Genomic DNA, 17,844 nt, shown 5'->3' with positions numbered 1-17,844 from the left:
GCGGCGGGGAACACCGATGACGCCGATCCCGGAGAGAGGCGCCCCCCGACGGCTGTGCAACGAATGGTGCTGCGACGTCTTATGTCAAGATCAGTACCACGGCAGTTGTTCGCCGTTGGTTTTGCAGCGACGCTTGCAAATTGACCTTGCCCGATCTGTCTGCATCAACGAAGTGAAAGCATGATGGACAAGCTCAGATTCCCTTGACCAAACACCGTGCCGCCCTGGCTTCCAGAAAACCGTATTTCCATGATGACAAGACAATCGAATGATGTAGGCTAGCGTCCAAACAAGTATTCGTTCTTGTAGCCTCGGGATTTCTATCCTTGGTGAAGACATTTTAAAGACCTGAAAACTCACTCTTTCAGGTACCTCAGCTTGTCTCACAATCATGCGCATTACCACATCGACGTAAATTCGAGCTTGATCAAGTGTTACTCAATTGAACCAACACATTCGTGCAACCGCCCGATGAATAGTGCTTGGTGCTCTTTCGGAGTTTACAAATGCGACGACACCAGTGGATTGCGGCATTGTTGCTTTTCTGCGCAGGTCTGTGCGCAACCTCCTCCCTTGCACAGGAACAGCCCAAGGCAGCGGTCACGGTGGCCAAGCCCGTCGTCCGCGACGTTATCGATAGCGATGAGTTCATCGGCCGGTTCGAGGCCGTGGACGAAGTGACGCTCCGCTCGCGGGTCGGCGGCTATCTTGATCAGGTCGATTTCACCGATGGTGCTATGGTGAACAAGGGCGACAAACTCTTCGTCATTGACCAGCGGCCATTTCAGACCGCACTGGACATCGCCACCTCGTCGCAGGAAGTCGCGAGGTCGACGCTGACCTTCGCCGAAGCCGAATTTTCCCGCACGGAATCACTGGTGCAAAAGGGAACGCTTTCCGTCTCCACCCTTGATGACCGTCGTCGCGAGCTTCAATCCGCACAGGCCAACCTACGTGGAACCGAGGCAAGCCTCGCCCGTGCAAAACTCGACATGGAATATACGATTATCAAGGCACCGCTTAGCGGACGCATTGATCGACGTCTGATCTCAGTCGGAAATCTCGTGCAAGCGGATCAGACTGCGCTGACGACAATTGTTTCGCTTGATCCGATCGACTTCTACTTCGATGTCGATGAGCGCCGTCTTTTGAGCTACGCGCGCGTTGCCCGCGAGCAGGGGCGTAATCTGCAGGAAGGCGGCGGTTCGTTGGCGGTGACCGTGACAATAGCGGATTCCGCCGAAAAGCCGTTCGCCGGCAAGCTTGATTTCGCAGAAAACCGGGTCGATCGAGAAACCGGCACAATGCGTGTGCGGGCCCGCTTCGACAATCCCAAATTTATCCTGCAGCCCGGTTTGTTCGGCCGTGTCGAGGTTGCTGCTTCCAATACGTATCAGGGCATTCTTGTGCCTGATGAAGCAATTGGCTCCGATCAGGATCAACGGATCGTCTATGTCGTTGCCGAAGACGGCAGCGTTTCAACGAAGCAGGTGCGGCTTGGACCGAGGCTTTATGGCTACCGCGTCATTCGCGAGGGTTTGACCGGGAACGAGACGATCGTCGTCAACGGCCTGATGCGCTTACGTCCCGGCGTGATCGTGGATCCGACGCTCGTGGTGCTGCCCCCCGAGGCAGCGACGACGGAGAGCGACCAATGAGATTTGCCCATTTCTTCGTGGACAGGCCGATCTTTGCGTCGGTCTTGTCAATCTTTCTGGTGATCATCGGCAGTATCGCCTACTTCCAGCTCCCAGTCGCCCAATATCCCGAAATCGCACCGCCCACCATTGTCATCCGCACCGCCTATCCGGGCGCCGATGCGGAAACGATCGCCGACACGGTATCGACGCCACTCGAACAGGAGATCAACGGCGTCGAGGACATGCTCTATATGTCCTCCTATTCGACAGCCGACGGCTCAATGGCGCTTACCGTCACCTTCAAGCTTGGCACGGACCTAGACAAGGCGCAGGTCCTGGTCCAGAACCGTGTTGCAATCGCCGAGCCGCGCCTGCCGGAAGAAGTCCGCCGCATCGGCGTGACGACGGCCAAGAGTTCGCCTGACCTGATGATGGTCGTGCACCTGATCTCGCCCAACGACCGCTATGACCAGCTCTATGTCTCCAACTATGCCCGCAGCCGTGCCCGCGATCTGCTTGTGAGACTGGACGGCGTGGGAGACGTCGTCCTGTTCGGCGAACGCGAATATGCGCTGCGCATCTGGCTCGACCCCGAAAAACTTGCATCTTACGGCATGACGTCAAGCGACGTCGTACAGTCGTTGCGTGACCAAAACGTGCAGGTCTCCGGTGGATCAATCGGTGGGCCGCCAAACGCTGGCGCCAATGCCTTCCAGTATACCGTGACAACCGAGGGCCGGTTCAGTGACGCCCGACAGTTCCGATACGTCATCGTGAAAGCGACGGAGAGCGGCCGGCTGGTGCAGTTGCAAGACATTGCTCGTATCGAGTTAGGCGCTAAGGATTACGCCACGAATAGTTATCTGGACGGCAAAGTCGCCGTCGCGCTCGGCATCTTTTCGAGGCCAGGCACCAATGCACTCGAAGCTGCCGAGCAAATCAGGGCGACGATGGAAACCTTGAAGAAGGATTTCCCGCCTGGCCTCGAATACACCATTGTCTACGATCCGACCGAATTCATCTCGGAATCCATCACCGAGGTCTACAAAACAATCTTCGAAGCTGCCCTTCTCGTCGCCATCGTGGTTCTGGTGTTCCTGCAGTCCTGGCGCACGGCTCTGATCCCAATCATTGCCATCCCCGTTTCATTGATCGGGTGTTTTGCATTTTTGCTCGCCTTCGGATTCTCTCTGAATATGCTCACCCTGTTCGGTCTGGTGCTGGCCATTGGCATCGTCGTCGATGACGCGATCGTGGTCGTGGAGAATGTGGAGCGCAATCTGGCCAGGGGCATGACCCCTAAACAGGCGGCGCATGTGACAATGGACGAAGTCGGCACCGCTATCATCGCGATCTCACTTGTGCTCATCGCCGTCTTCGTACCAACGGCTTTCATTCCTGGCATATCAGGGCAGTTCTATCTCCAGTTCGCCGCAACGATTTCGGTGGCTACTGCCATTTCGGCGCTGAACTCGCTCACGCTGTCGCCGGCACTTGCAGCCCTGCTGCTTCGGCCTCACGAGGAGCACCATGAAACGCGCAACCCATTCACGCGCGTTGCCCGGGCTTTCGCCAACGCCTTTAACAATGGTTTCGGCCGCATGACAGAGGGCTATGCCTGGGTTATCGGCCATCTGGTCTCGACACGGATCGGGCTCGGCGCCACCATTACTGTCTTTGTAGGCCTTCTGGCAGCCACCTGGTACATGGGCAAGACGGTACCCAGCGGCTTTGTACCGACGATGGACCAGGGCTATGCAATTGTTGTCGTGCAGCTTCCCGACGGTGCCTCGCTCGCCCGCACCGACGCGGTGATTAAACGCGCCTCCGAGACCATCCTCAGCGTTCCTGGCGTCAAGAACGCTGTGGCATTCTCCGGCTTCAATGGAGCGACCTTCACCAACGCGTCGAATTCAGGCGTGGTGTTTGCCGCCTTTGATACTTTCGAGGAAAGGTTGAAACATGGTCACAGCGCCGACCAGATAATCGGTCAGATCTACGGAACGCTGCAAGGCATCCAGGACGCTTTCATCATCGCCGTGCCGCCGCCCTCCATCCGTGGGGTCGGTAATTCTGGGGGTTTCAAGATGCAGATCATCGATCGCGACAGCTCCGATATGCGCCGCGTGCTAGGCCTTGCCTACCAAATGATGGGTGCCGCCAGCCGGACGAAAAGTCTGACAGGGGTGTTCACCACCTTTTCCGCTTCCAGCCCGCAATATTTCCTGGCAATCGACCGCGAAAAGGCCCGCGCTTTGAGCGTTCCAATCCCCAATATCTTCGAGACGCTCTCCATCAATCTGGGCACGTCCTATGTCAATGACTTCAATGCGTTCGGTCGCGTCTACCAGGTACGGGCGCAGGCGGACCAGCAGTATCGGCTGGAGCGCGAGGATATTCTCTCGCTCAAGGTCCGCTCCTCCACCGGCGCCTTGGTGCCGCTCGGAACATTGGTCGATATCCAGGACACTACCGGACCATCCCTTGTCCAGCGATACAACATGTATGTCTCCGTTCCGATCCAGGGCAACCCGGGTCCCGGCGTATCCACCGGCACCGCGCTCGACGAAATGGAAACGCTGGCCGCCGAGATCCTGCCGCCCGGCACCGCATTCGAGTGGACCGACCTGGCCTTCCAGGAGCGCAACACCGGCAATACGGCAATCTTCATATTCGCGCTGTCGGTCGTCTTTGTCTTTCTGGCTTTATCGGCCCAATATGAAAGCTGGGTCCTGCCGCTTGCTATTATCCTCGTCGTGCCAATGGCTGTGCTTGCAGCTCTGGTCGGGGTGTTCTTGCGAGGACAGGACAATAACATCCTGACGCAAATCGGACTGATCGTGCTGATCGGCCTGGCGGCGAAGAACGCTATTCTGATCGTCGAGTTTGCACGCCAGGCCCAAGAGGACGGCGCCACTCCGGCCCAGGCAGCCACAGAGGCCAGCCGCCTCCGCTTGAGGCCGATCCTGATGACCGCATTCGCCTTTATCCTGGGTGTAGTGCCACTCATGATCGCGACAGGCCCTGGCGCTGAAATGCGCCAATCGCTCGGCACTGCAGTGTTCTCAGGCATGCTCGGGGTAACCATTCTAGGTCTTTTCCTGACACCGGTCTTCTACGTTGCGCTGCGATCGGTCGGCTACAAGCCACGAGAGAACAAAGTTGCGGAGGAAGCTGGATCGATCTGATCAATGTCGTGAGCTCCCCAGCTGCGTTTGCGTCTAGACAAAATCTGGAGCGAAAACGAAATGCGTCGTTCTGCAGCTCACATCACAGGGCAGCTCTGTCGTCGTGCCGCTCCCTTTTAGAACTTGTCCCATCGCGAAGCCCTCCAAGCTGACGAGAGTGTTGCACCATCAAAGTCCGGAACTAAACACCTAATAGCCCGACTTGATCTTCTCAAACTCCGCGATCATGCGCTGACGCTGTTCCGTCGGCATCGGCGACTGGAACAACGTGTTGGCGGTGAACTTGTCGACATCGGCAAATCCCTTATCGGCCAGGATCTTCGCATCGACTGCCGCCATGCCCTTGGCATTGGAATGTCCGTAACCCCAGCTCTCCACCATGTAGCTGCTGACGGCTGGATCGGTAATGGCGTTCAGAAAACCATATTGCTGCTCCTCGCTGCCGGCACCGCCCTTGAGACGTACATAGCCGCAGACCCAGGTCGAAATGCCTTCCTTCGTGTCTTTCTTCATGACAACGGGCACACCGTCTGCGGCAAGCGTCGTCGCCGTCTCGTTCCAGGCCCAGGCGAGATCGACTTCGCCGCCGGCTATTGCCTGGCTGAGATCGGTATTGTCCGTCCAGTAAAGCCGGACATTCTGGTGTACGGCGCGCAAAAAGTCGGACGCCTGCTTGAACTGTTCGTCCGTCAGCTTAGTCCAGTCCTTCACGCCGATCGCAAGGCTCGCCAGCGCATAGGCGTCGTCGACATTGTCGCCGATCGACACGCGATCCTTGAACTTGGGATCAGCAAAAGCCTTCAGTGAGGTGACATCCTCCGGCTTCACCGTGTCGGTCCGATAGGTGAGAACGGTATTCCCCCATTCGAAGGGCAGGAAGTAGGCAGTGCCATCCTCGGCGGTCATCAACCCCTTCATCGCCTTGATGCCGGGCAGGACATCGTTCCAGCTCGCGAGTTTTGAGGTGTCGAGCGGCTCCAGCAGGCCGGCATCACGCCATTTCGACACGCTTTGCGAACAGGGATGCGCCAAGTCTGCCGTGAAACCGGAGCGCAGTTTCTGGAAGGCCTCTTCCTCATCGCCGAAGAAGGAAAAGTCGGGCTCGCCGCCAAACTTCTCCGTATAGCTGGGATGGAAAGCGGGATCTTCGTAGCCGGCCCAGTCGAACACCACTATGTTGTCGGCCGCAGTGGCCGGGGGAGCGACGCTGGCCAGGAAACCGGAAAGCAGGACGGACAGTCGAAATGCAGTTTTGGGCTTCATGGCCGGTCTCCTTGGTCTGGGTTGCTATGTCGGGTTGGGCCCATCGCGGGTCATGTGCCGCGGGAAAAGCACGACGAGAAATTCGATGGCTGCCGCATGCGCGCCCTCGCGCGTCAGGCCGTCATTCATCATGAGACGCCACCACAAACCCTCGAGTGTGGCGCACAAGGCAAGCGTCGTCGCCTGAGGCTCGAACGAATAGCCAGCTTCCGCCTTGAGTGCCGTGATGAGATCCTCGAACAACTGCTGGTAACGGGCGTCCCGGGCGCCGCACAGAGCCTGATAGGTCGGCCGGGACTTTGCCTCGCCCCAGAAGGCACACCAGGCCGCAAGCTTTCGCCGCGTGGTAAGCTTGCGGTCGAAATCTGCCGCGACGAGCGCCCAGAGCTTGGCCGCGGGTGACGGATCGGCTTTCTCATAGGCCACCATCCAGTGGCCGGCATATTCATCCGCCATGAATTGCAGGGTGGCAATCAGCAGCCGCTCCTTGCTTTCGAAATGGAAATTGACAATGCCGCGCGACAGACCGGCTCCATCGGCGACATTGGCGAGCGTCGTTTCGGCATAGCCTCGCTTCGCCAACGAATCGATCGTCGCTTCGATGAGCTGTTGCTGGCGGGCTTCCTTGGAGGCCTTGCGGCCCTTCCTGTCGCCGGGAATTCCCGCATCCGGGAGGGCGTTTATCGACTTCATGCTCTGGGTCCAATTCCGAAGGTGTCCGTGCTCAGCCATCATCGCCGCGCACCCGGTTTATCAGCCCTGAGATGAGTGGACAGCAGCCTCCGGTGTCAAGAACCTTCTTGCTGGTCATGCGCATGGATAGGGGCCGCAACACCGAACCACCCGGCCTGCGCTTTTCCCGTGAGTGCCCAGCGAAACCCTCAGCCATTCTGACCGTCCTTCCGTCCGCAGCAGACTATTCCATTTCACGGACTTTGCAACAAACTTGCTGAATGTTCATTCAATACGGATGGACAAGCATACGTTTTTCATCCATTTTTGGAGAAACGCATGATTGGGGACAGCATGAAAACCCATGACGTTGTGATGATCGGTGGGGGCCATAATGGCCTTGTCGCGGCCTGCTATCTGCAGAAGGCCGGCCTCGATGTCCTGGTGCTCGAAAAGAACGACTGGGTTGGGGGGGCTGCCACCAGCCGCGAGCTCATGCCCGGGTTTTTCTATTCCAATTGCTCCTATGTCTGCTCCCTCTTCCGGCCGGAGATCATGCGTGATCTGGAGCTGCCGAAACACGGGTTGCAGGTCATTTCCTACGAAGGCGGGGCCGTCTTCACCCGTGATGGCGACTACCTCGCCTCCTACCGGGATCATGACAGCCACCGGCGCGACTTCGCCCGCTGGTCGAAGCGCGATGCCGAAGCCTATGAGCGCTACGCCCGCGACGTGACACGCCAGTGCCGCTTCATCCAGCCGCTTCTCATGCGCACGGCACCGGATCCCTTTTCCTTCAAGCCGCGCGACGTCAGTGAACTGCTCTTCCTCGCAAAACGCTTCGGCGATTTTTCCGCCGCCGAAATGGCCGCAACGCTCCGCTTCTGGACCATGTCGATCTCGGATTTTCTCGACGAATACTTCGAGACCGATGTGGTGAAGGCCTATCTCGCGCTGTCCGGCATCATCGGCACGGCACTCGGCCCGATGTCGCCCGGCACGGCTTATGTGCTGCTGCACCACTATATGGGCGAAGTCGACGGATCGGTCGGCGCCTGGGGTTATGCCCGCGGCGGCATGGGCGCGATCAGCCGGGCCTTGGCAAGTTCCTTCCAGGCGGCAGGCGGAACGATCCGCACCGGCGCCGATGTCGAAAAGGTGCTTACACGCGCCGGGGAGGCAACCGGTGTGGTACTGGCCCATGGCGAAGAAGTACGCGGCCGCACCATCGTCTCAAATGCCGATGTGAAACGAACCTTCCTCAAACTCGTCGAGGAAAGGGACCTGCCCGAACGCTTCGTTCACCGGGTGCGCCATTTCAAGATGCGCGGCTCGTCGGGCAAGCTCAACATCGCGCTCGACAGCCTGCCGGAGTTTCCGGCCCTGCCGCAAGGCTCCACCTGCATTCGCGGCGACATGCATTTCACCGACAGCGTGGAGCGCATGGAACGGGCCTATGACGACTGGAAGGACGGGCGCTGGTCAGCCGACCCCTTCATCGACATGATGATCCCGACCACGCTCGACCCGACTATGGCGCCGCCGGGCAAACATTTCATGAGCTGCTTCGTGCAATATTGCCCACCCAAGGTCGACGGGCGCGACTGGATGGATGCCGATCGCGACGCCTTCGCCGAAACGGTGGTGAGCCAGATCGCGGAATACTCGCCGGGCTTCCGGGATCGCATCCTGCACATAGAAGTGCGCACCCCGCGCGAAATCGAAGCGGAGGTCGGACTGACAGAAGGCAATATCTTCCAGGGCGAACTGACCTTCGACCAGCTTCTCTTCAACCGGCCGGTCCCCGGTTATGCACAGTATCGGAGCCCCGTCAAAGGCCTCTACATCTGCGGGTCCTCGACGCATCCCGGAGGCGGCGTGATGGGCGCACCGGGCCGCAACGCCGCCCGGGAGATCCTGCGCGACCTCAAGCGGGATCAGCACCATATGAGTGAAGCCCATGACGTCATTTGATGCCATCGTGATCGGGGGCGGCCACAACGGGCTGACCGCAGCGACCGCCCTCTCCCGCAGCGGTCGCAAGGTGGTGGTCCTGGAAGCGCATCGGGAGGCCGGCGGCGCCTTGCGGGGAGACACCTTCCATCCCGGCTTCCGGGCGAACGGTCCGGCCCAGACCATCAACCGGCTCGATCCTGATGTCGCGAAACTGATGGCCTTGCCGGCACACCTCGCCGGAGGCCGGGAGCTTTCGACCACCGTGCTGTCCGGCTCCGAAGCACCGGTTATCCTGGAAGGCGCCTATGGCGACCGGATCACCGGTGTTTCGCCCGAGGAAGCCGAGCGTTTCCGGACACTGCGCGACAAGCTGATCTTCCAGGCCGGCATCCTGCGTTGCTTCCTCAAGCGCACACCGCCACCGCTCGAGAAGATTGGCATGGGCGATCTCGCCACACTCGGTACGGCGGGCCTTGCCCTGTTATTCAAGGGGCGAGAAGAGGGGCGCGATTTCCTGCGCATGCTCCTGATGAATGTCGCCGATGTCGCCGACGAATACCTCACCGACGATCGCCTGAAGGCCCTTGTTGCCTTTGATGCGACGCTCGGCATCCAGCTCGGCCCGCGCTCGCCCACCTCACTGCTCGGCCTTTACTACCGCCTGACCGGAGAAGCGAATGGACGCATTGGTGGCCAGTTCGTGCCCGAAGGCGGAATGGCCGCGCTCGGCGAAGCCTTCGTCGCCGGTGCGCTGAAGGCAGGTGTGACGCTCAGAACCGGAGCTGCCGTCGGTCGGATTCTGGCAGATCGTGGCGCCGTGAGCGGCGTCGTCCTGGAAAGCGGCGAGACGCTCACGGCACCGATCATCGTCTCTGCCGTTCATCCGAAGACAACATTCGTTGCGCTCGTCGACGCAGCCGAGATCGGCACCGGCTTCCGGCGTGCCATCGGCAATATCCGCTCGAACGGCAATGTCGCCCGGCTCGATCTCGCCCTTGATGCACCGCCAAACTTCAACGGCGTTCCAGAGGATGCGCTGACCGGCCGACTGGTGATCAGCCGGTCGATGCAGCATGTCGAAACCGCCTTCAATCCCTCGAAATACGGCGAGCTTCCGGCCGACCCCGTCATGGAGGTGATGCTGCCGAGCCTGTCACAGCCTGCGCTCGCTCCATCAGGTGCCGCGACACTCTCTGCCCTGATCCCCTTCGTGCCCTACACCTTAAAGGAAGGCTGGGAGAGCGGGAGGGATCAGCTCCGAGCGTCCGCCCTCGCCGTTCTCGAACGCCATGCGCCGGGCATAGGCCGCAGCGTGCAGGCCGCCCGTATCGTGGCACCGCCGGATATCGAGGCCGCCTACCGTATGCCCGGCGGGCACTGGCACCACGGCGAGCTGCAGGCCGACCAGCTTCTAGTGAATCGCCCCGTGCACGCTGCGTCGCGCTTCTCCACGCCGATTAAGGGGCTATTCCTCGCCAGCGCCGGCTCACATCCGGGCGGCGGCATCTCGGGCCTGCCGGGTCTGCTTGCGGCGCGCCACATTCTTGCCGGAGAGAAACGATGAACCTCGATCCCGCCCAGCGCCGCGCCAGCCAGATCCACATAGCCACACCGCGCCTCGAAACGCCGTTCCATTCCCGCATCGCGGCGCTGTCGACCACCAATGACTGGTATTCCTGGGCCGGTTACAAGGCGCCGCATTCGGTCTTCGACGACGAACTCGAATATTTCGCCATTCGCTCGACGTGCGCCCTTTTCGACATCTCGCCGATGGTGAAATACCGCATCCGTGGCGTCGATTCCGAACGTTTCCTCAATCGCCTGGCGCTGCGCGACGTGCGCAAGCTGAAGTCCGGCCGGGTGCAGTACACCGCCTGGTGCGACGATCACGGCCATGTGCTGGATGACGGCACGCTCTTCCGCCTGGCGGAAGCCGATTTCCGCCTGTGCTGCCAGGAACGTCACCTGCCCTGGCTGGCTGACAGCGCCGATGGTTTTAACGTCACGATCGAGGAAGAGACGGAAACACTCGCCGCCGTCGCACTTCAGGGACCGACCAGCTTTTCGGTGCTTGATGCTGCCGGATTTGCCGGTATCGAGACGCTCAAGCCTTTTCAGATTTCGACATTCCAGCATGTGGGGCACGAGATTCTGATCTCCCGGACCGGCTTCACCGGCGACCTCGGCTACGAGCTCTTTGCCCCCACCGAGATCGCCTTGTCGCTCTGGGATCGGATCTGGGATGCCGGGCAATTGTTCGGCCTGCAGGCCATCGGCTACGGCGCGCTCAACCGCGCCCGCATAGAGGCCGGCTTCATCGTCGCCAATACAGATTTCACGACTGCGGAGACGGCATTGCGGCCCGACCGCGAGCGGCTTCCCGACGAAATCGGGCTCGACTGGCTCGTCGACCCAGACAAGCCCTATTTCAACGGACGCGACGCCATTCTCAAGGCGCGGCGAACGAAATCGCTGAAATACATCCTGGTCGGGCTTGAGATCGAAGGCAACGTCCCCGCAGAGCACGCGCTGGTCTACCATCAGAAAAGCCGCGAAGCCGGCATCGTCACCGCCGGCATCTGGTCGCCGACGGCCAAGCGCAACATCGCCATCGCAACGCTCGCACGCCCCTATGGCGAACAGATCCTCGGCGATCTGTGGGTGGAAATCTATGCGCTGCGCGAGTTGCAGTACCAGAAGTTGATGAAACGGGCCAAGATCGTGCCGCGCCCTTTCGTCAAGCTGCCGCGCCGCACGGCGACGCCGCCGGGCCGGTTCTGAGGCCGCGTGATGGCCGCCGACCCCGAAAGCGAGACCCGGGCGCAATGGAAGCTCGTCACCCTGCCGCCAGGGATCGAGTGGTCAGGACGCGCACGCTATGCGGCGGCCATGTATTTTTACATGCAGGGCGACATGGATGCCCAGACGCTCGAAGTCTACCGCTATCTCGCGCGCCTGGACGAGGAAGATCCCGCTGACGTCTTGCGGCGCTACCGCATCGGCGCCGACTGGCTCGACAAGCTGTCCCGCTTCCTCGCCGGGTAGATCAACCAATCTTCCGAATACGATCCTCGGCCTCGTCATCGGCCAGCGCCACGAAAGCCTCCGGGTCATAGGCCAGCCGGATCGATGCCCCGATCGGCAGATCGTCAGCACCATATGTATTGGTCTCGATCATCGACAGCGGTTTCTCCAGACCATCGACCCGGACCGAGAGGTGGGTGGTCTCGCCGAAATAGGCCCGATCCGTCACGTTGCCCTGCAACTCATGATCGACATGCTCGCCATCCCACAGAAGTCGCAGGCGTTCGGGACGGATGCCAAGCGTGATACGATCACCGGGGCGACCGCCGCAGGCGGCAGCGGCCAGCCGCAACTGTCCGAAACGTTCGGTTTCGACAGACAGCATGTCGCCGACACTCTCCGCCACCTTGCCGGAGAGGAAGTTCATGCCGCCGAGGAAATCCGCCGTCATGCGTGTAAGGGGATGCTGGTAGAGTTCCTTCGGCGTCGCCACCTGGGCGATTCGCCCGCCGAACATGACTGCGATCCGGTCGGACAGCGCCAGCGCCTCATACTGGTCGTGGGTGACGAGGACGAAGGTGATGCCGACCGCCTTCTGCAGAGCCCGCAATTCGGACTGCATCTCCTCGCGCAGCTTCTTGTCGAGCGCCGAGAGCGGCTCGTCGAGCAGCAACACCTTGGGGCGCAACACCAGCGCCCGGGCAAGGGCCACGCGCTGCCGCTGGCCGCCGGAAAGTTCGTGGCCACGACGCTTGCCGAGATGGCCAAGGCGCACTTGATCCAGCGCATCGCCAACGCGCCGACGCTCCTCCGCCACCCCCAGCTTCAGACGCTTCAGGCCGTAGCAGACATTCTCCTCGACATTCAGATGCGGGAAGATCGCGTAGCTCTGGAAGACCATGTTGGTGGGACGGCGGTTTGGCGGGACCCCGATCATCGACTGGCCGTCGATGCGGATATCGCCGGAACTCGGCGTCTCGAAACCCGCGATCGACCGCAGCAGCGTGGTCTTGCCGCAGCCGGACGGGCCGAGAAGCGAGAAGAATTCGCCCGAGGCGATGTCAAGCGAGACATCGGTCAGCGCCTTGTAGATCCCGTAGAACTTGTTCACGCCCGAAATCGTGATCATCGGCATGTCAGACATGGGCAAAGGCTCCCGCAGATAGCTGCCGCTCGGCGCGCCGACGCAAAAGCTCGGCGATGACAAGCAGGCCAATGGACAAGGCGAGCATGATGCTGCCGAGCGCGAGAACGCCAGGAAGCTTGGCGGCGAAACGCAATTGCCCCCAGATGTAGACGGGCAGTGTTGGTTCGGTGCCCGACAGGAAAAAGGCAAGCAGGAACTCGTCGAGCGAGATGGTGAAGGAGACCAGCAGGCTGGACAGGATGGCCGGCGCCACCACCGGCAGGGTCACACGTCTGAACGTACCGAAGGCGGTTTCACCCAGATCAAGCGAAGCCTCTTCCAGCGACCGGTCGAAGCCGTCGAAACCGGCTGTCAGCACCGCCATGGAATAGGGCAGGCAGAAGACCACCTGTCCCAGGATGACGGTCAGAAGCGAGAGTTGCACCCCGATCTGAAGCACGATCATCAGCAATGAGACGGCAACGATGATTTCGGGCAGGAAGAGCGGCGCCATGATCAGGCCGTTCGCAGCACGGCGGCCCCGGAAGCGATAACGGGTCACCGCACGGGCGGCACAGATCGCCAGCCCCGTCGACAGAACCGACACGCAGATACCAACCATAAGGCTGTTGAAGGCCGCATCCAGCATTTCGCGGTTGCCCCAGAGAGAGGCGTACCACTTGGTCGTGAAGCCGGCGAGCGGGAAGCGCGTGGCAGCGGCATCGTTGAAGGAGAAGACCGGAAGCAGCAGGATCGGCAGATAGAGAAAGGCGAGATAGAGGGCCATGTAGACCGGCAGCAACCGCCAGCGAGAAGGGTTCAGCAGGCTCATCGGATCCGCCTCGCCGCAAACTTGAGAAGAAGCGCGCAGGCGCCGGCCATGACGGAGACGATTGCCATGGTGGTGACCGACAACGCGGCACCGAGCGGCCAGTTGGCCGCCTTGCCGAATTGCGCCTGAATGGCGGTCGCAATCATCACCCCGTCTTTGCCACCAACGAGACGTGGCGTGACATAGTCGCCGACGGTCGGGATCATGACGATGAGCAGCGCGGACACGACCCCCGGCATGGAGAGCGGCAGCACGACACGCAGGAAGCTGCGCACTGGCCCGTCACCCAGATCACGTCCCGCTTCGACCAGGGAACGGTCGATCTTTTCGAGCGACACGTAAATCGGCAGGATCGCGAAGGCAGCCCAGCTGTGGACCAGCGTAATCGCCACAGCGTTGGAATTGTAGAGAAGCGAAGCGATCGGTTCGCTCGTAATGCCGAGCGACATCAGCCCTGTGTTCAGGACCCCCTGATAGCCGAGGATCATCTTCCAGGACATGACCCTGAGCAGGTAACTCGTCCAGCATGGCACGGTGATCAGGAAGAGCAGCAGGTTCTTGTGGCGCCCTCCATGAAAGGAGATGAACCAGGCGACCGGATAGGAAACGACGACCGTCACAACTGACACGACGAGGGAGATGGCCAGGGAGCGCAGCAGCAGATCTCGGTAGATCGGTTCCGTCAGGGCGACGCGGTAATTCTCGAAGGTGAAGCTGCGATCGATCTCCAGGTAGTTCTGCGTCCAGAAACTGTAGGCGAAGACGGTGAGGATCGGGATGCCCAGCAGGAGAAGGGCATAAAGGGCCGGCGGGGAAATGAGGGAGAGCCCGGCCGCCTCTTCGCCACGCAGCCATGACGGCCTTGCAGGCAGGCCTTTTTCCGCCGCAGAGGCTGATCGATCCACAGCCATCGCCATCAGCGCCCCTCCCCGGGGTTCGCGTGACAACAGGCGTAATGCAGCAAGCGACGCATGGCAGCCCTCCGGCTTTCCGCCTCTTCCGTTCCGTTTCGCATGATGAGCGTAATTGTTGACGGAATGCAAGCACCCCTCATCCGAATCTGATTGAACGTCCATTCAATATGGTGCTATTCTTCGATCAAATTCAGACGCTTGAAGCGATACAAAAAGAGGTTCGCAATGGCAGCTATCCGCAATGTCGAGATCATGTCTGCAACCGAACGCCTAGACTTCGCCGATATGGCCAAAGGGCACCTGATCCAGCCCTGGCCGGTCGCCGGCGAAATCGGTGCGGAGGCACGCGGCGGCATCATCGCTGGCGATGGTATCTATGTCACCGACATTGAGGGACGCAGGCTCATCGACGGCCCCGCCGGCATGTGGTGCACCAATGTCGGCCATGGCTGCGAGCCGATTGCCCGAACCCTATACGAACAGGCGATGGCGCTCTCCTACAATTCGCCCTGGTATACGGCGAGCGAACCCTCGGTTCGCCTGTCAGCGCGGCTTGCCGCTCACGCCCCAGGCGATCTCGACCACGTCTTCTACACCACCGGCGGCTCGTCGGCCGTGGAGACAGCGCTGCGCTTCATGCAGTTCTCCAACAATGTGTTTGGCCGCCCAACCAAGAAGAGGATCGTCGCCCGCCAGGGCGGCTATCACGGCTCCACCTATCTCTCAGCCTCGCTGAACGGTCGCCCGCGCGACCATGACTGGATGGACAGCGCCAGCGATCATGTGGTCAAGCTCTCCTGCCCCAACCCGTTCCGTCGTCTAGCCGGCCAAACGGTCGAGGCCTTCTGTGACATGCTGGTTGACGAATTCCGCACAACGATCGAAACTCTGGGGGCAGAGACCATCGGCGCCTTCGTCGCGGAACCGATCATGGCCTCCGGCGGGGTGATCGTGCCGCCACCCGGCTACCTTTCCCGCATGCGCGAATTGTGCCGCGAAAACGATATCCTGTTCATCGCGGACGAGGTCGTCACCGCCTTCGGGCGTCTCGGCAATGTCTTTGCCTCGAAGGAAGTCTTCGGCATCGACCCTGACATCATCACCTTTGCCAAGGGCGTCACCTCCGGCTACTTTCCGCTCGGCGGCGCGATGATCTCGTCCGCCCTTTTGGAGCGGTTGCGTCACTCCAATCATTCGGACGCGATGTTCGCGCATGGCCTGACCTATAGCAGCCACCCGATCGGCTGTGCCGTGGCTGAAACCAATCTCGATCTCCTGGAAGGCGGCCTTCTCGCCCATGCCCGGGACATCGCGCCCTATTTCCAAGCGCAGCTGAAGACACTCGAGGATCTGCCGCTCGTCGGCGAGGTTCGCGGTCTTGGACTGATGGCCTGCGTCGAATGCGTCGCCGACAGGGAGAGCAACAACCCGCTGGCATTGGACCTCGAGGTCGGCAAGAGGATTGACGACCATTGCCAGCAGCTCGGCCTCCTGGTGCGGCCGCTCATCCATATGTGCGTGATGTCACCACCGCTGACGATTTCCAGACCGCAGATCGACGACCTCGTCTCCATCCTGCGCCAGGGCATAGTCCTCACACAGGACGAGCTGGTCCGCGAAGGTCTCTGGAAGGACTGAAGGCAAATCCGGAATATCAGAAGCCGGCGACAAGCCTTTGCCGCCGGCTTCTCCTGTCGCGCCGATGAAATGCGCAGCCCCTCAAATCTTGTTCGACATCCGTGCATTCACCTCAGCCATGCGCTCCTCATCTGGTGCGTCATCGAGGGTCATCACAGGCAGCACCGCACGCAGATGGTCGTGATGGGTGCGCACCCCATATTCAAGATCGGAGAGGTAGAACCCGGCAAAGGCCCGCGAAGTCATCGCCTCGTTCGACCAGACGGTGAGTTGCACGTCTTCGGCCATGGTATCCCTGTCTATGCGGGCGGCGAGATATCGCGCGAGACGCTGCGCCCGGCCCTCGTCGCGGTACCGATAGATCGCGCCGCGAAGCTGCGTTTTTCTCCGTGTGATCGGAAACTCCTGGTAGAACTGCACGCTTTCCGGCGTCAAGGCGATCACATTGTTCGGAAACAATCCGTAATAGATCCAGGAATGCCGCAACTCCGGTGGCAGATGCGTGGCCTCCGGCGCGACGGCGCGATATTGGCGCACGCTCCATCGCCGACCCGCATGCGGATTGTAAGTGGCGAATGACCGGCAGATCCCACTGACAAAGGGCTCGTCGTAATAGCTGGAGCCATAGAGGTCCTGCAGCGAAGGATGCGCCATGGCGACATGATAACCCTCGTTGTCGACATCACGGACCGATTTCCAGTTGACCGGCGATTCATGCCCCCAGAAGCCAGTGGTCGGAATCATCTCACGGGTCCGGTAATGCGAAAGCTCCGCCTCGAACGGTTTCATGAGGTCCGCGACTGCGGGCTGAGGACCTGGTTTGAGGCGGATGAAAACGAAGCCGAGCCAGATCTCCGTCTCGATGCGGGCCAGGGAAAATTCATCCTTGTCTAGGGGTGGAAAACTGTCCGGTCGCGACGGGCCTCGCAACGTGCCGTCCAGATTGTAGACCCACCCATGAAACGGACAGACCAGCGCACCGCGGCAATGCCCGGCCTCCGCCGTCACCAGCCGCGAGCCGCGATGCCGGCAGACATTGTTGAAGGTGCGGACATCACCCGCCTTGTCGCGCAGCACGAGGATCCGCTCTCCTACAATGTCGAGCGTGACATAGCTGCCCGGTTCCGGCACGTCTGAGACATGGCAGGCGATCTGCCAATGGCTGCGAAAGACATGCTCGTTCTCAAGCTCCAGAAGCGCATCCGAATGGTAACACCAACCCGGAAGTCCCCGGCGATCCCAGTTGTCAGGCACGGAGAGATCACGAACAAGCTCGTTCATGGCAGCCTCATTCTTGCTGAACGTTCATTCAATATAAGCATGAATTGGGCTTCAAGGGAAGGGTGAGAGCTGGCTAGGCTTGATGAAACAGTTCAGGCGGATTGTTGCGTGCATTTCCGCCTCAATTTTGCTGCCTCCAGCCAGTCCCAGCCTTCGAGATAAGCTTGGTCCGGTCCCAAGAGCCGCGGCACCGCTTAATCGGCACGATGAACTTGCATGGGGCAAGTCCGGGCAGACTGACACGCAGGAGAAACGCATAATGCTCCTCAAACCTCACTCCCATGAGTTTTATTGCTGGGCGGGATTGCAA

General features: G+C 60.5%; 13 protein-coding genes. 7 read left to right on the top strand and 6 right to left on the bottom strand.

The genetic code is table 11. The annotated features are described in order from the left end of the window. Positions 1 to 506: 506 nt before the first annotated feature. Positions 507 to 1,658: an efflux RND transporter periplasmic adaptor subunit gene (locus LQ231_RS21720; protein ID WP_230173891.1), complete on the top strand. Its 1,152-nt coding sequence runs from the start codon at positions 507 to 509 to the stop codon at positions 1,656 to 1,658. Next, positions 1,655 to 4,828 carry a multidrug efflux RND transporter permease subunit gene (locus LQ231_RS21715; RefSeq protein ID WP_230173890.1) on the top strand — a complete coding sequence of 1,058 codons (3,174 nt, stop codon included), beginning with the start codon at positions 1,655 to 1,657 and terminating at the stop codon, positions 4,826 to 4,828. Before LQ231_RS21720 ends, LQ231_RS21715 begins: the two co-directional genes overlap by 4 nt. A gap of 189 nt (positions 4,829 to 5,017) precedes the next feature. Here the strand turns inward: LQ231_RS21715 and LQ231_RS21710 are convergent, their stop codons facing one another. Together LQ231_RS21710 and LQ231_RS21705 are read right to left on the bottom strand one after the other, a co-directional pair. Continuing rightward, positions 5,018 to 6,091 carry an ABC transporter substrate-binding protein gene (locus tag LQ231_RS21710; RefSeq protein ID WP_230173889.1) on the bottom strand — a complete coding sequence of 358 codons (1,074 nt, stop codon included), beginning with the start codon at positions 6,089 to 6,091 and terminating at the stop codon, positions 5,018 to 5,020. A gap of 24 nt (positions 6,092 to 6,115) precedes the next feature. Continuing rightward, the gene (locus tag LQ231_RS21705) at positions 6,116 to 6,784 is read right to left on the bottom strand and encodes a TetR family transcriptional regulator C-terminal domain-containing protein (protein WP_230173888.1); all 669 of its coding nucleotides are present in this window, start codon (positions 6,782 to 6,784) and stop codon (positions 6,116 to 6,118) included. 333 nt (positions 6,785 to 7,117) lie between these two features. Between LQ231_RS21705 and LQ231_RS21700 the strand changes: the two genes are divergently transcribed. From LQ231_RS21700 to LQ231_RS21685, 4 genes are read left to right on the top strand one after another with little or no spacing between them, the layout of a single operon-like run. Next, positions 7,118 to 8,737 (top strand): NAD(P)/FAD-dependent oxidoreductase, encoded by a 1,620-nt coding sequence (locus tag LQ231_RS21700; protein ID WP_356637622.1) that lies wholly within the window; start codon positions 7,118 to 7,120, stop codon positions 8,735 to 8,737. Next, complete coding sequence (locus tag LQ231_RS21695; protein WP_230173884.1) at positions 8,724 to 10,283, top strand: NAD(P)/FAD-dependent oxidoreductase; 1,560 nt, start codon at positions 8,724 to 8,726, stop codon at positions 10,281 to 10,283. Before LQ231_RS21700 ends, LQ231_RS21695 begins: the two co-directional genes overlap by 14 nt. Beyond that, positions 10,280 to 11,500, top strand: coding sequence for an aminomethyltransferase family protein (locus tag LQ231_RS21690; protein ID WP_230173882.1), 1,221 nt, complete (start codon positions 10,280 to 10,282; stop codon positions 11,498 to 11,500). Before LQ231_RS21695 ends, LQ231_RS21690 begins: the two co-directional genes overlap by 4 nt. A gap of 9 nt (positions 11,501 to 11,509) precedes the next feature. After that, on the top strand, positions 11,510 to 11,764 hold the full coding sequence (locus LQ231_RS21685) for a hypothetical protein (protein WP_230173880.1): 255 nt from the start codon (positions 11,510 to 11,512) through the stop codon (positions 11,762 to 11,764). Position 11,765: 1 nt separating this feature from the next. Here LQ231_RS21685 and LQ231_RS21680 read toward each other — a convergent pair whose 3' ends face one another. From LQ231_RS21680 to LQ231_RS21670, 3 genes are read right to left on the bottom strand one after another with little or no spacing between them, the layout of a single operon-like run. Beyond that, entirely contained in the window at positions 11,766 to 12,872 is a 1,107-nt protein-coding gene (locus LQ231_RS21680; RefSeq protein ID WP_230175004.1) for an ABC transporter ATP-binding protein, read from the bottom strand. 7 nt (positions 12,873 to 12,879) lie between these two features. Continuing rightward, positions 12,880 to 13,701, bottom strand: coding sequence for an ABC transporter permease (locus LQ231_RS21675; protein WP_230173878.1), 822 nt, complete (start codon positions 13,699 to 13,701; stop codon positions 12,880 to 12,882). Continuing rightward, positions 13,698 to 14,618 (bottom strand): ABC transporter permease, encoded by a 921-nt coding sequence (locus LQ231_RS21670; RefSeq protein ID WP_230173876.1) that lies wholly within the window; start codon positions 14,616 to 14,618, stop codon positions 13,698 to 13,700. Before LQ231_RS21670 ends, LQ231_RS21675 begins: the two co-directional genes overlap by 4 nt. 222 nt (positions 14,619 to 14,840) lie before the next feature. Between LQ231_RS21670 and LQ231_RS21665 the strand changes: the two genes are divergently transcribed. Continuing rightward, positions 14,841 to 16,253: an aminotransferase gene (locus LQ231_RS21665; RefSeq protein WP_230173874.1), complete on the top strand. Its 1,413-nt coding sequence runs from the start codon at positions 14,841 to 14,843 to the stop codon at positions 16,251 to 16,253. Positions 16,254 to 16,334: 81 nt separating this feature from the next. Here LQ231_RS21665 and LQ231_RS21660 read toward each other — a convergent pair whose 3' ends face one another. Then, on the bottom strand, positions 16,335 to 17,534 hold the full coding sequence (locus LQ231_RS21660) for an aromatic ring-hydroxylating dioxygenase subunit alpha (protein ID WP_230173872.1): 1,200 nt from the start codon (positions 17,532 to 17,534) through the stop codon (positions 16,335 to 16,337). Positions 17,535 to 17,844: the final 310 nt, after the last annotated feature.

Origin of the sequence: Rhizobium sp. CECT 9324 (assembly GCF_918741265.1) — a bacterium.
In the GTDB taxonomy this organism is placed as follows: Bacteria; Pseudomonadota; Alphaproteobacteria; order Rhizobiales; family Rhizobiaceae; genus Allorhizobium.
The sequence above is the reverse complement of the archived record's forward strand: the minus strand, read 5'-3'. Positions and strand labels throughout refer to the sequence as shown.